The sequence below is a fragment of the Rhodopseudomonas palustris BisB18 genome (assembly GCF_000013745.1).
GTDB lineage: Bacteria > Pseudomonadota > Alphaproteobacteria > Rhizobiales > Xanthobacteraceae > Rhodopseudomonas_A > Rhodopseudomonas_A palustris_F.
This window is the reverse complement of sequence record NC_007925.1, coordinates 2535528-2548445: the sequence shown is the minus strand read 5'-3', so window position 1 is coordinate 2548445 and position 12918 is coordinate 2535528. Positions and strand designations below refer to the sequence as shown.

At 65.2% G+C, this 12918-nt stretch carries 10 protein-coding genes; 4 read left to right on the top strand and 6 right to left on the bottom strand.

Annotated elements, in window-relative coordinates; translation table 11 throughout:
- The first annotated feature begins 59 nt into the window (after positions 1 to 59).
- Positions 60 to 569 (top strand): dihydrofolate reductase, encoded by a 510-nt coding sequence (locus RPC_RS11700; protein WP_049766202.1) that lies wholly within the window; start codon positions 60 to 62, stop codon positions 567 to 569.
- A 233-nt stretch (positions 570 to 802) separates the two neighbouring features.
- Here the strand turns inward: RPC_RS11700 and RPC_RS11695 are convergent, their stop codons facing one another.
- The 3 genes from RPC_RS11695 to phnA form a co-directional block, all read right to left on the bottom strand.
- Positions 803 to 1261, bottom strand: coding sequence for a DoxX family protein (locus tag RPC_RS11695; protein ID WP_011472791.1), 459 nt, complete (start codon positions 1259 to 1261; stop codon positions 803 to 805).
- Positions 1262 to 1416: 155 nt separating this feature from the next.
- A complete protein-coding gene (gene pstS, locus RPC_RS11690; RefSeq protein ID WP_011472790.1) occupies positions 1417 to 2421 on the bottom strand; it encodes a phosphate ABC transporter substrate-binding protein PstS in 1005 nt (334 codons plus the stop codon).
- A gap of 32 nt (positions 2422 to 2453) precedes the next feature.
- Entirely contained in the window at positions 2454 to 3719 is a 1266-nt protein-coding gene (gene phnA / locus RPC_RS11685) for a phosphonoacetate hydrolase (protein WP_011472789.1), read from the bottom strand.
- On the opposite strand from phnA, the gene RPC_RS11680 reads away from it, so the two are divergent.
- Positions 3701 to 4765 (top strand): LysR substrate-binding domain-containing protein, encoded by a 1065-nt coding sequence (locus RPC_RS11680; protein ID WP_415914825.1) that lies wholly within the window; start codon positions 3701 to 3703, stop codon positions 4763 to 4765. The two genes, phnA and RPC_RS11680, sit on opposite strands and share 19 nt — an antisense overlap.
- Before the next feature lie 21 nt (positions 4766 to 4786).
- On the opposite strand, the gene RPC_RS11675 is transcribed toward RPC_RS11680, so the two are convergent.
- Both RPC_RS11675 and aspS read right to left on the bottom strand, forming a co-directional pair.
- Positions 4787 to 7096, bottom strand: coding sequence for an NADP-dependent malic enzyme (locus tag RPC_RS11675; protein ID WP_011472787.1), 2310 nt, complete (start codon positions 7094 to 7096; stop codon positions 4787 to 4789).
- Between the two features lie 48 nt (positions 7097 to 7144).
- A complete protein-coding gene (gene aspS / locus RPC_RS11670; RefSeq protein WP_011472786.1) occupies positions 7145 to 8917 on the bottom strand; it encodes an aspartate--tRNA ligase in 1773 nt (590 codons plus the stop codon).
- 224 nt (positions 8918 to 9141) lie between these two features.
- On the opposite strand from aspS, the gene RPC_RS11665 reads away from it, so the two are divergent.
- On the top strand, positions 9142 to 10617 hold the full coding sequence (locus tag RPC_RS11665) for a protein adenylyltransferase SelO (protein WP_011472785.1): 1476 nt from the start codon (positions 9142 to 9144) through the stop codon (positions 10615 to 10617).
- A 115-nt stretch (positions 10618 to 10732) separates the two neighbouring features.
- A complete protein-coding gene (rnd, locus tag RPC_RS11660) occupies positions 10733 to 11887 on the top strand; it encodes a ribonuclease D (RefSeq protein ID WP_011472784.1) in 1155 nt (384 codons plus the stop codon).
- Between the two features lie 17 nt (positions 11888 to 11904).
- On the opposite strand, the gene RPC_RS25480 is transcribed toward rnd, so the two are convergent.
- Positions 11905 to 12847, bottom strand: a protein-coding gene (locus RPC_RS25480) for an IS630 family transposase (RefSeq protein ID WP_415914824.1) whose coding sequence is annotated in 2 segments (ribosomal slippage) — positions 11905 to 12511 and positions 12510 to 12847 — 945 coding nt in all. Because the reading frame shifts where the segments join, the coding sequence is not laid out codon by codon here.
- Positions 12848 to 12918 lie beyond the last annotated feature (71 nt).

Genomic DNA, 12918 nt, shown 5'->3' with positions numbered 1-12918 from the left:
TGATCACGCTGCAATTCAGGCTTCGCATCGAGGGTTACGTCATCGTCTCGGCCGACGGCATGCTCGCCGATGCCCGCCACGTGATGCCCGAGGCGTTGAAATTTCCCGGCGACCAGCGCTTCTTCGCGTCGGCACTGGACCGCGCCGAGCTGATCGTGCACGGCCGCAATTCATTCGAGGATCAGCCGAATTCGCCGCAACGCCGCCGCATCGTGGTGACCCGCAAGGTCGCGGGTGTCGCTTCCGACCCGGCCAATCCGAACGCGACGCTGTGGAATCCGGCCGGCGCCCCGTTCGACCAGGCCTGTGCGCAGGCCGGCGTCGATACCGGCACCGCGGCGATCATCGGCGGCCCCGAGGTGTTCGCGCTGTTCTTCGATCGCTTCGATACGTTCTGGCTGTCGCAAGCGCCGCAGGTCCGGCTGCCCGACGGCGAACCGTGCTTTCCCGGCGTGCCGGCGCGCTCGCCCGAACAGATCCTCGCCGCGCACGGCCTGCGGGCGTGCGAGGTCGAGATGCTCGACCATGCCGCCGGGGTCAGCGTTACCGCTTGGCGGCGCGAGGCGTGATCGCAGGCTTGAACGCCGCTAGCGTTTGATGTGCTTCGCGCAATTCAAAGCGGCTGTCATTCCGGGGCGCGAGTTCGTCAGAACGAGCGAACCCGGAATCCTGCCGCGGAGGCAAGCATCCGCCACGCGCTGCGAGATTCCGGGTTCGCTTGCGGCTTGCGCCGCTCGCGCCCCGGAATGACGGCTCCCTTTGAAGCCGCGTCTCGAAGGCGCAACGTTGCTAACCGTCGCCGCTACACCTCGGTATAGCTCGGCTCCGCAGCCACGGCGGCGCGCGGGCCGCGTCCGATCCCGGCGATGATCAACAGCGCGCCGATCAGCGACAGGTTCTTCAGCGCGTGCATCATGTTGTTGGTGGCCTCCGCGCCGGTCTGATTCCAGAAATCATGCTGGGTATAGGTCGCCACGATCACGAACACGATCAACAGCAGCGCGAAGTAGCGGGCGGCGAAGTTGAAGGCGATCATCACCCCGCACAGCAATTCGGTGACGCCGGCGGTGATCGCCAGCAGCTTCGGCATGGTCATCCCGGCCATGGCTTCGAGGTCGGTGGTATAGGGCGTCAGCAGCGCCGGGATCGCGATCTTCGACACCACCTCGGTGGTCGCCGCGAGATCGAGCAGCTTGGCGGCTCCGGAAAAGATGAACAACACGGCGAACAGAAAGCGGCCGAAGCTGATGAACGCGGGCATGGTCGACCTCACTGAAGGCAGCAGAGACGGTTGGCGATGGCGCGCGGAGTATGCGGGGTCGGTCGGCGGTTTTCAAACGGTGATATCGCGTTGTTCACGCGACCAAAGGCGTGCGCGCGGCGAATGCGACCTCTGGCCCCGCCGCGCTTTGCCGTTCATTTGCCGATCTTCCTGCTGATCTCGGCTTTGACCTTGCTGGGCAGCGGGACGAATTGCATCGACCGCGCCGTGCCGTCGCCATGCGCAAAGGCCCATTTGAAGAATTTGATCGCCGCAGCCGAGGTGACGGCCTTGGCCGGGCTTTTCGGCACCAGCACAAAGCTGGCCGTGACGATCGGCCAGGCTTGGTCACCCGGCATATCGGTCAGATCCACGGCGAAGTTCGGCACCGACCAGTCGCCATGCTCGGCGGCGGCCGCGAAGGTCTCGCCGTTCGGCAGCACGAACCGGCCGGCCTTGTTCTGCAGCTGCACGGTCGCAAGATGGTTGGCGAGCACATAGGAGAGTTCGGCATAGCCGATGCCGCCGGTGGTCATCGGCACGGTCGAGGCCGCGCCATAGCTGCCTTTGACGCCGGCGCCGACCGGCCAATTCAGCGTCATGCCGATCCCCATCCTGTCGCGCCAGGCGTCGCTGGTCTTGGACAGGTATCGGGAGATCGCGTAGGTGCCGCCAGATCCGCCCGCATGATAGAGCAGCGAAATCGCAAGCTTCGGCAAGCTGAGACCGGGATTGAGCGCCACGATCCGCTCGTCATCCCACGACGCAATGCGCCCCATGAAGACGTCGGCAAGCACCGGCGCCGTGAGCCGCAGTTTGCCGGGCGCAACACCCGGAATGTTCACCACGACCGCATAGCCGCCGGCGATGGTGGGAAACTGCAGGATGTCCCCCTCCTTCAGCTTGGCATCGTCCATCGGCACGTCCGAGGCGCCGAAATCCGTCAGGCCTTTCAGGACCTGGAGCTGCCCGACGGAAGATCCCGACGGTTGATAGTTGATCGCAAGCCCCGTGGTCGACCGCTGTCCCTCTGCCCATTTGAGGTAGATCGGAGCGGCGAAGGCCGACCCGGTACCCATCACCGAGGTCTCGGCGTGGCCGGCGCCCGGACCGGCCGCGGCGAGGCTAAGCGCTATCATGGCAATGCGAAGTGCACGCATGTCTGTTGTCCTTTGAGCTGCGGAGGAAGGGATTATTCGACGCCGTTGAGGGCGAAGTCGAAGATGTCGTAGTTGCGCAGCACGCCGGCTGCCGCGCGCTCGCGGTAGTCACGCGTGAGCGGGCGCGACACCACGAAGGGCACCCGCTGCTCGCCAAGCCCGCCATGCGAGCGCAAGCTATGGCTGCCGAGCGCCGACAGGTCGTGGTCTTCACGCCGCGCGCCCACCACCGTGCCACGATCGCTGAACACCGCGAAGTCGCCCTCGCGATCCGGCGGCAACTGGTAGCGTTCGCACACCGTGGCGCGATCCAGCACCAGCTCGACGCCGGGCAGCGACCGCGCATAGGTCATCATCGCTTTGATGTCGCAGGGCTTCAGCAGGTGGACGCGGACGAAGCCGCCGAGCGCGCCGTGATGCCGCACGAACGGATCGGCGATCGGACAGATCACCCGCGCGGTGCCGGCACCGAATTTGTCGTTCAGGGCGTCCTCGAGATAGACGACGTTCGGCCGGCCATCCGCGTCCGTTTTGTCGGCCATGCCGTGATCGGCGGTCAGCGCGACGGTGGCGCCGAGTTCGATCAGGCGCGCCATGCGGCTGTCGACCGCGGCGTGGAAGGCATTCGACTCCGCATCTCCGGGCTTGTATTTGTGCTGCACATAGTCCGACGTCGACAGATAGATCAGTTGCGGCCTGGCCGTCTCCATGAGCTTGATGCCGGCGTCCAGCGCGAACAGCGACAGGTCGGCGGAATATTGATCCGGCTTGGCGCGGCCCACCATGTCTTCGCCGCTCTTGAAGCCGAGCGCAGTGAGATCGGCTGAGTTCGGGTGTTCGGATGAGAAGGCGATCCCGTCCATCTCAAAGGCCAGCACCTTGAGCAGCTTGTCCTTGGCGGTGACCACCGCGGTCTTAACGCCCGCCTTGCTCATCGCCCCGAGAATGGTGCCGCAGCGCAGTCGCCGGGCGTCGGTCACCATGATCTCTTCGCCGGTGTCGGCATCGAGATAGTAATTGCCGTTGATGCCGTGGACGGCGGGCGACACGCCGGTGACGATCGAGGTGTTGTTGGTGTTCGTAGTGGTCGGCACCGTGGCCAGCGCGGTGCCGATATAGCCGCCCGACTTGAATGCCGCGATGGTCGGCAGCACGCCATCGGCAATGCCGCGCTCCAGATAGTCGGGGTCGAAACCGTCGAGACAGATCACCACGACGGGCCGTTGCGGCATGGCGTAGCTGCGCCCGTTGACCTCGATCAGAGTCTGCGAGCGGTCGGATGGAGAAAGCGTCGTCATGGTGTGGTCCCGGTGCTGAAGGCCGCCCGTCGTGTCGGCTGATGGCCCCTGGTAGGCTGTTGAGATGTGAGAATCGATCGAATAAAACACACCGAGCTGTGAGAAAAAGTCGTAACAAAAGCGACGTTCATGGGCGCTGCTGTCACACGGAGGTCATGGTGAAAGAACGAGAACTGCCGCTGATCGCGCTTCGGGCGTTTGCGGTCGCGGCGCGCAGCGACAGCTTGAGTGCGGCGGCCGCAGAACTCGGCGTCACCCACGGCGCCGTCAGCAAGCAGGTGCGATTACTGGAGGACTGGCTGGGACAGCAGGTGTTCACCCGCGAGGGCCGCGGCGTCGCGCTGACGCCCTACGGCCGCGTGCTGGCCGAACAGCTGAGCCAGTCGTTCCGCGATATCGAAGCCGCCTGCCACTACGTCCGACGCCGACGCAGCAAGGCGGTGCTGGCGGTCGAGGCGCCGTCGACATTCGCGATGTACTTTCTGATGCCGCGGCTCAAACGGTTCGAGCAAGCCAATCCGGATCTGGCGGTCTGGATTTCGACGCGCATGACCGGACAAACCCCGGACGTGTCCTCACATGATCTCTTGATCACGCGCGGCAGCAGCGAGAGGATCGGCGGACATTCGAAAGCATCCACGGCGTTGTTCGAAGAAACCCTGACGCCGGTTTGCAGCACGGCGCTTCTGCAGAACAGTGCCATCAGGACGCCGGCGGATCTTCTGGAATTCCCCTTGATCACCTCGGCGACGCGGCCGGGACACTGGGAATCCTGGCTGCAGAAAGCAGGTCTGCGCGACCATGTCTTCGAAGGCGGCCACCGTTTCGATCACATGTTCGTCGCGATGCATGCGGTGCGCGAAGGCTTCGGCTCGATCGTGGCGCCCAAGGAATTCTTCCCCGGCCAACCGGAATGGCGCCTGACCTGTCCTTTTCCGGACCTTGTCGTGAAGGGCGAGAAATACTTCGCTCACCCGACGTCGCGGGCGGATTCCCGCTATCTTCGCCGTTTCGTCGATTGGCTCAAGGACGAGATCAAGACGTGACGCATGAACTCCGGCGTTACGTCACGCAAACAACGTCGGCTGCTGCCGTCCGGCGCGTTCCTGGGCTTCGACGGCGGCGACCGCGGTCATGTTGAGAATGCCGCGCGAGGTCACCGACGGCGTGAGAATATGCGCCGGCCGCGCCGGGCCGATCAGGATCGGCCCCACCGGCAGCGCATCCGCCAGCACCTTGATCATCTGATAGGCGACGTTGGCGGTGTCGAGGTTCGGCATGATCAGCACATTGGCCTGACCTTCCAGCCGCGAATGCGGCAGGATGAATTTCCGCGCCGCTTCCGACAGCGCGGTGTCGCCATGCATTTCGCCGTCCGCTTCGATCTCCGGATGATTCTCCGCCAGGATCGCGGTGGCGCGGCGCATCTTGCGCGAGGACTCGGTGTCGTAGCTGCCGAAATCCGAATGCGACACGAAGGCGATCCGCGGCTTCATGTTGAAGCGCTGCACGTGGATCGCGGCGAGCGCTGCGATCTCGGCGAGTTCTTCCGCGCTGGGGTTCGGCCGCACCTGGGTGTCGGCGATGAAGATCGCGCCCTTCGAGGTGATCATCAGCGACAGCGCCGCGAAATCGGTGATCCCGGGCAGCGAGCCGATGATTTCGCGGACGTGGCGCAGATGGCTCATGTAGCGGCCGTCGACGCCGCAGATCATGGCGTCGGCCTCGCCGCGCGCCACCGCCAGCGCCGCGATCACGGTGGCGTTGGTGCGCACCATGGTGCGCGCGGTCTCCGGCGTCACGCCGCGGCGGCCGGCGACGTCGATGTAGGACTGCACGTAGGAGCGATAGCGCGGATCGTCCTCCGGGTTGATCAGGTCGAAGTCCTGGCCGGCGCGGATCGACAGGCCGTAGCGCTTGATCCGTGCCGCCACCACCGCGGGACGGCCGACCAGGATCGGCCGCGCCAGCTTCTCCTCCAGGATGGTTTGCGTGGCGTGCAGCACCCGTTCGTCTTCGCCTTCGGCGTAGATCACCCGCACCGGCTGCGCCTTGGCCTTGGTGAACAGCGGCTTCATCACCAGACCGGAGCGGAACGCGAAGCGCTCGAGCTGCGCGCTGTACTCGTCGAAATCGGTGATCGGCCTTGTGGCGACGCCGGAGTCCATCGCCGCCTTGGCCACCGCCGGCGCGATCCGCAGGATCAGCCGCGGATCGAACGGGCTCGGGATCAGCGAGCCGGGGCCGAAGCCCAGCTCCTCGTCGCCGTCAAAGCCGATCGTCATTGCCTCCGACGGCGGATCCCGCGCCAGCAGCGCGATCGCATCGACCGCGGCGGCCTTCATCTCTTCGTTGATCGCGGTGGCGCCGACGTCGAGCGCGCCGCGGAAGATGTAGGGAAAGCACAGGACGTTGTTGACCTGGTTAGGGAAGTCGGAGCGTCCGGTGCAGATCATCGCGTCGGGGCGAACCTTGCGGACCTCGTCCGGCATGATCTCCGGGGTCGGATTGGCGAGCGCCATCACCAGCGGCCGCTCGGCCATCTGCGCCACCATCTCGGGCGTCAGCACTTTCGGGCCGGACAGGCCGAGGAAGATGTCGGCGCCGCCGATCACTTCGGCCAGCACCCGCTTGTCGGTGGGCTGCGCGTAGACCGCCTTCCAGCGGTCCATCAGCTTTTCGCGGCCCTCATACACCAAGCCCTCGAGATCGCAGACCCAGATGTTCTTGCGCTGCGCGCCGAGCAACACCAACAGGTTGAGGCAGGCCAATGCCGCGGCGCCGGCGCCGGCGGCGACGATCTTGACCTCGTCCAGCTTCTTGCCGGTGAGCTGCAGCGCGTTCTTCACCGCGGCGCCGACGATGATCGCGGTGCCGTGCTGATCGTCGTGAAACACCGGGATCTTCATCCGGTCCTTGAGCTGGGCTTCGATTTCGAAGCACTCCGGACCCTTGATGTCTTCCAGGTTGATGCCGCCGAAGGTCGGCTCCAGCGCCGCCACCGTCTCCACCACCCGCTCCACGGTGTCGGCGGCGATCTCGATGTCGAACACGTCGATGTCGGCGAATTTCTTGAACAGAACCGCCTTGCCTTCCATCACCGGCTTCGACGCCAACGGCCCGATATTGCCGAGCCCCAACACCGCGGTGCCGTTGGTGACCACCGCGACCAGATTGCCGCGGATGGTCAGCGAGGCGGCTTGCGTCGGATCGGCGGCGATGGCGTTGCAGGCGGCGGCGACGCCGGGCGTATAGGCCAGCGCCAGATCGAGCTGGTTGGCGAGCGGCTTGATCGCCTTGATCTCGAGCTTCCCGGGCCGCGGCAAGCGGTGATACGCCAGCGCCGCAGCCTGCAGCTCTTCGGAATTGGTGGCCATGCGTCCCCCCGGCAACGTGTCGGCCTCAGATCACAGCTGCGGCCGTTATTAGTTTTCCGGCAGATTGAGCCGGATGTGTAGCTCGCGCAACTGCTTGGGCGTGACGTCGCTTGGCGCGCCCATCAACAGATCCTCGGCGCGCTGGTTCATCGGAAACAGCGAGATTTCGCGCAAGTTGTTGGTGCCGCACAGCAGCATGACGATGCGGTCGACGCCGGCCGCCATGCCGCCATGCGGCGGTGCGCCGTATTGGAATGCACGGTACATGCCACCGAAGCGGTCGACCACTTCCTGCTCGCCATAGCCGGCGATCTCGAACGCCTTCACCATCGCCTCGGGGCGATGGTTGCGGATGCCGCCCGAGGCGATCTCAAAGCCGTTGCAGGTGATGTCGTACTGGAACGCCTTGATGGTCAGCGGATCCTGATTGAGCAGCGCATCCATGCCGCCCTGCGGCATCGAGAACGGGTTGTGCGAGAAGTCGACCTTCTTGTCGTCCTCGTTGTATTCGTACATCGGGAAATCGACGATCCAGGCGAGCTCGAAGCGCTCCTTGTCGACCAGGTTCAACTCCTCGCCGAGTCGTGTGCGCGCAAGTCCTGCGAAGCGGACGAACTTCGACGGATCGCCGGCGACAAAGAACGCGGCATCGCCTGCCTTCAGCCCAAGCTGCTCGCGGATCGCCGCGGTGCGCTCCGGTCCGATGTTATTCGCGAGCGGTCCAGCGCCCTCGCCGCCCTCGCGCCACATGATGTAGCCGAGCCCCGGCTGGCCTTCGCCTTGCGCCCAGGAATTCATCCGGTCGCAGAACGCGCGGGAGCCGCCGCCCGGTCCCGGGATCGCCCAGACCTGGTTGCGCTCTTCCTCGAGCATCCTGGCAAACACCTTGAAGCCGGAGCCGCGGAAATGCTCGGAGACGTTTTGCATCTCGATCGGGTTGCGCAGGTCGGGCTTGTCGGTGCCGTACTTTTTCAGGCTGTCCGCATAGGCAATCCGCGGCCAAGATTTGGTCACAGGTTTGCCCTTGGCGAAATCCTCGAACACGCCGGTGATCACCGGCTCCATCGCCGCGAACACGTCGTCCTGGGTGATGAAGCTCATCTCGACGTCGAGCTGGTAGAATTCGCCGGGCAGCCGGTCGGCGCGCGGGTCCTCGTCGCGGAAGCACGGCGCGATCTGGAAATAGCGGTCGAAGCCCGACATCATCAACAGCTGCTTGTACTGCTGCGGCGCCTGCGGCAGCGCGTAGAACCTGCCCGGATGAATCCGGCTCGGCACCAGGAAGTCGCGCGCGCCTTCCGGCGACGAGGCCGTCAGAATCGGCGTCTGGAATTCGAAGAAGCCCTGCTCCTTCATCCGCTTGCGCATCGAATCGACGATCGCGCCGCGGGTCATGATGTTCTGGTGCAGCTTCTCCCGACGCAGGTCGAGGAAGCGGTACTTAAGCCTGATGTCCTCAGGATATTCCTGCTCGCCGAACACCGGCAGCGGCAACTCGCCGGCGGGCCCCAGCACTTCGATTTCGGTGATGAAAATCTCGACCTGGCCGGTCGGCAGGTCGTTGTTGTCGGTACCCTCCGGCCGTCGCCGGACCTTGCCGTCGATCCGCACCACCCATTCGGCGCGCAGCTTCTCGGCATCCTTGAACGCCGGCGAATCCGGATCGGCGACGCATTGCGTCAGCCCGTAATGGTCGCGCAGGTCGATGAACAAAAGCCCGCCATGGTCGCGGATTCGATGGCACCAGCCGGAGACGCGGACGGTCTGGTCGATGTCGCTTTCGCGGAGCGCGCCGCAGGTGTGGGATCGGTAACGGTGCATGGAAATCCTGGAAAGCCGTCAGAGGGCAGAATCAATCGGCTCCGCAGCGGCTGCGGAACGGGTCAGGGTTTAGCCGAGCCAACGGGACCGGGCAACCGCGTGCGGCGCAACGGTCCGGCGTGCAATGGCAGGGATCGGCCGGCATTGCAACAAACCGGAACGACTTGCAGATGCAACGCTTGGATGATTGTCTGAGCTTCGATCGATCCCCACCTGGGTGTGTGATGGCCGTGCATTTTCCGTTCGACAACAGCTACGCCGCGCTGCCCGAAGGCTTCTTCGCCCGGGTCGCGCCGACCCCGGTCGCGACGCCGCGGCTGATCAAGCTGAACCGGCCGCTGGCGCGCGAACTCGGGCTCGATCCGGACCGGCTCGACAGTCCCGAAGGCGCCGAAATTCTCGCCGGCAAACGCATCCCGGAAGGCGCCGACCCGATCGCCATGGCCTATGCCGGGCACCAGTTCGGGAATTTCGTGCCGCAGCTCGGCGACGGCCGCGCCATCCTGCTCGGCGAGGTGATCGACCAGAACGGCGTGCGCCGCGACATCCAGCTGAAAGGCTCCGGTCCGACACCCTATTCCCGCCGCGGCGACGGCCGCGCCGCTCTCGGACCGGTGCTCCGCGAATATATCGTCAGCGAGGCGATGGCGGCGCTCGACATCCCGACCACCCGTTCGCTCGCAGCCGTCATCACCGGCGAAACCGTGGCCCGCGAAACCCTGCTGCCCGGCGCGGTGCTGACCCGCATCGCCACCAGCCATATCCGGGTCGGCACCTTCCAGTTCTTCGCCGCGCGGCGCAACCAGGACGCGGTCAAGGCCCTCGCCGACCACGTCATCGCCCGGCATTATCCTAATGCGATCAATACAAAACAGCCATATCTTACCTTGCTGCAAGAGGTGATCCGGCGACAGGCCGAGCTGGTGGCGCGCTGGCTGCTGGTCGGCTTCATCCATGGCGTGATGAACACCGACAACTGCTCGGTCGCCGGCGAGACCATCGATTACGGCCCCTGCGCCTTCATGGACGGCTATGATCCCACCAAGGTGTTCAGCTCGATCGACCACACCGGGCGCTATGCCTATGGCAACCAGCCGCGGATCGCGCTGTGGAATCTGACCCGGCTGGCGGAGTGCCTGGTGCCGCTGATTTCCGACGACCAGGACGCGGCGATCGCCGACGCCGAGGCGGCGCTCGGCCAATTCTCCGAGCAATTCGGGCAAGCCTATCACGCCGGCCTGCGCGCCAAGCTCGGGCTGTTCACCGCGCAGGACGGCGACCGCGAATTGATCGGCGACCTGCTCGGAGCGATGATCGAGCAAGCCGCCGATTTCACCCTGACCTTCCGTGGATTGAGTGACTTAGCCGGAAATGCTGAGACGGATTCGGTGCGAAACTTGTTCGCCGAACCGGCCGCGTTCGACGGCTGGCTGGGCCGTTGGCGGCAGCGCACCGCCGCCGAGCCGCAGGACGCGGCCACCCGCCGGGCGGCGATGCAGGCGGTCAATCCGGCATTCATTCCGCGCAACCACCGCATCCAGGCGGTGATCGAGGCCGCGGTCGAGCGCGACGACTTCGCGCCGTTCGAGGAGCTGCTGGCGGTGCTGGCGCATCCCTACCGGGATCAGCCCGGCTTTGCCGGCTATGCGCAGCCGCCGCAGCCGCATGAGCAGGTCCTGCAGACCTTCTGCGGAACTTGATCGCGGCGGATGGAGCGTGTCTAGTGGCTGGATTCGCCCGCCACTTTCTCTGAAAGCCGCTTGACATATCAGCGCTTTGGGCAGAACGCCGGTCAAGAAGCGTTATGGACAATCCATGGATCTGATCACCACCACCGACCAACTCGCCGCGGTTTGCGACCGCCTTGCCAAGCACCCGGCGATTACCGTCGACACCGAGTTTCTCCGCGAGACCACCTACTATCCGCTGCTCTGCGTGGTGCAGATGGCGAGCGCCGAGGACGCCGTGGTGGTCGATACCCTGGCGCCGGGCATCGACCTCAAGCCGTTCTTCGATCTGATGGCGAATGACGACGTGCTGAAGGTGTTTCATGCCGCCCGGCAGGACATCGAAATCGTCTGGCACCGCGCCGGCATCGTGCCGCATCCGATCTTCGACACCCAGGTCGCCGCGATGGTGCTGGGCTATGGCGACTCCATCGCCTACGACCAGCTGGTCGAGCGCATCACCGGCCACCGCCCCGACAAGACCCACCGTTTTACCGATTGGGCGCGCCGGCCTTTGACCGATGAGCAGCTGCATTACGCGGTGTCCGACGTCACCCATCTGCGCGACGTGTTCGCCGCCCTCGACGCCGACCTGAAGAAGCGCGGCCGCAGCGACTGGGTCAGCGAGGAGATGGAAGTCCTCACCTCGCCCAAGACCTACGACTTCCACCCCGAACGCGCCTGGGAGCGGCTGAAGACCCGGGTGCGCAAGCCGAAAGAGCTGGCGGTGCTGATGGAAGTCGCGGCCTGGCGCGAGCAGGAAGCGCAGAGCCGCGACGTGCCGCGCTCGCGCGTGCTGAAGGACGACACCGTCGGCGACATCGCCACCCATGCGCCGACCAGCCTGGAGCGGCTGGCCGGGCTGCGCTCGCTGCCGAAGGGATTCGATCGCTCGAAATGGGGCGCCGATATCGTCGCGGCGGTGCAGCGCGGCCTCGCCCGCGATCCCGCCACCCTGCCGAAGATCGAGAAGCCGCGCGGCAACGGCAATGGTGCGGCAATCGTCGAATTGTTGAAGGTGCTGCTGCGGATGACCTCGGAGCGCCACGCCGTCGCCAGCAAGGTGATCGCCACGGTGGACGATCTCGAGCAGATCGCCGCCGACGACCATGCCGACGTCGGCGCGCTGCAGGGCTGGCGCCGCGAACTGTTCGGCGAGGCCGCCCTCGCCCTCAAGCAGGGCCGGCTCGCATTGGCGATCGAAAAAGGCAAAGTGGTGCGGGTCGAGCGAACCGAGGTTTAGTCTAGAGCATGATGATTCTACGTTGACGCATATCCGGAATTGACGAAGTAGTTGGCGCATTCGGCGGGTGAGAATTTGCTGAGGAGTGCGCCAATCCGTTTCCAGGTGGCTTCGACGCTGCGTTCCGCGGCCTTGCGCAGCAGGTGTTTGAGCTTTGCGAAGACCTGTTCGATCGGGTTGAGGTCGGGGCTATAGGGCGGCAGGAAGATCAGATGAGCGCCGGCGGCCCGGATCGCGGCGCGCACCGCTTTGCCCTTGTGGCTGCCGAGATTGTCCATCACCACGACGTCGCCCTGCTGTAATGTCGGAACCAGCACCTGCTCGACATAGACCAGGAAGCTTTCGGCGTTGATCGGTCCATCGAATACCCAGGGCGCCGTGATCCGGTCATGGCGCAGCGCAGCCAGGAACGTCATGGTCTTCCAGTGGCCGAACGGGACTTTGGCGCGCAGCCGCTGGCCTTTGGCCGCCCATCCGCGCAGCGGCGCCATGTTGGTCTTGGCCCAGGTCTCGTCGATGAACACCAATCGGGAGGGATCAATCCTGTTCTGGTAGGCCTGCCACCGCGCCCGCCTGCGGGCGACGTCGGGCCGATCCTGCTCGCTGGCCAGCACGGTTTTTTTTGAAGCTCAGCCCCTCGCGGTGCACGAACTTCCACACCGTCCGATAATCCACCGACAGCCCGCGTTCGGCCAGTTCCGCCACCAGCCCGCGCAACGTGAAGGCCGACGCGCGGATCCGCTCAATCAGCCAATCCCGATGCGCTCCGGCGATCTTCGGCGGCACGTAACCGCCGATCCGTCCCGGTGCCGCACTGCCCGTGGCGCGAAGCCGTTGCGACCACTTCACCACACTCGAAGGGCTGATACTCAGTGCCGCCGCCACCGCGCGGATGCTCTCGCCAGCCGCAAGCCGCGCCATCGCCCGCTCGCGCAAATCCATCGACAGGGGTCGCGTCATCCCTGCTGGCCTCCCAATTCCAGCATCAAGCTTGAATCAGAAACCGCCTGATTTGGGAATCCCCCATCGAT

Excerpts from the sequence above, each read along its gene's own strand:
- RPC_RS11675 (WP_011472787.1), bottom strand. The coding sequence starts at position 7,096 with ATGGCCACCAATTCCGAAGAGCTGCAGGCTGCGGCGCTGGCGTATCAC.
- RPC_RS11665 (WP_011472785.1), top strand. The coding sequence starts at position 9,142 with ATGGCCGTGCATTTTCCGTTCGACAACAGCTACGCCGCGCTGCCCGAA.
- RPC_RS11695 (WP_011472791.1), bottom strand. The coding sequence starts at position 1,261 with ATGCCCGCGTTCATCAGCTTCGGCCGCTTTCTGTTCGCCGTGTTGTTC.
- RPC_RS11700 (WP_049766202.1), top strand. The coding sequence starts at position 60 with ATGCTCGCCGATGCCCGCCACGTGATGCCCGAGGCGTTGAAATTTCCC.
- aspS (WP_011472786.1), bottom strand. The coding sequence starts at position 8,917 with ATGCACCGTTACCGATCCCACACCTGCGGCGCGCTCCGCGAAAGCGAC.
- phnA (WP_011472789.1), bottom strand. The coding sequence starts at position 3,719 with ATGACGACGCTTTCTCCATCCGACCGCTCGCAGACTCTGATCGAGGTC.
- pstS (WP_011472790.1), bottom strand. The coding sequence starts at position 2,421 with ATGCGTGCACTTCGCATTGCCATGATAGCGCTTAGCCTCGCCGCGGCC.
- rnd (WP_011472784.1), top strand. The coding sequence starts at position 10,733 with ATGGATCTGATCACCACCACCGACCAACTCGCCGCGGTTTGCGACCGC.
- RPC_RS11680 (WP_415914825.1), top strand. The coding sequence starts at position 3,701 with ATGGAGAAAGCGTCGTCATGGTGTGGTCCCGGTGCTGAAGGCCGCCCG.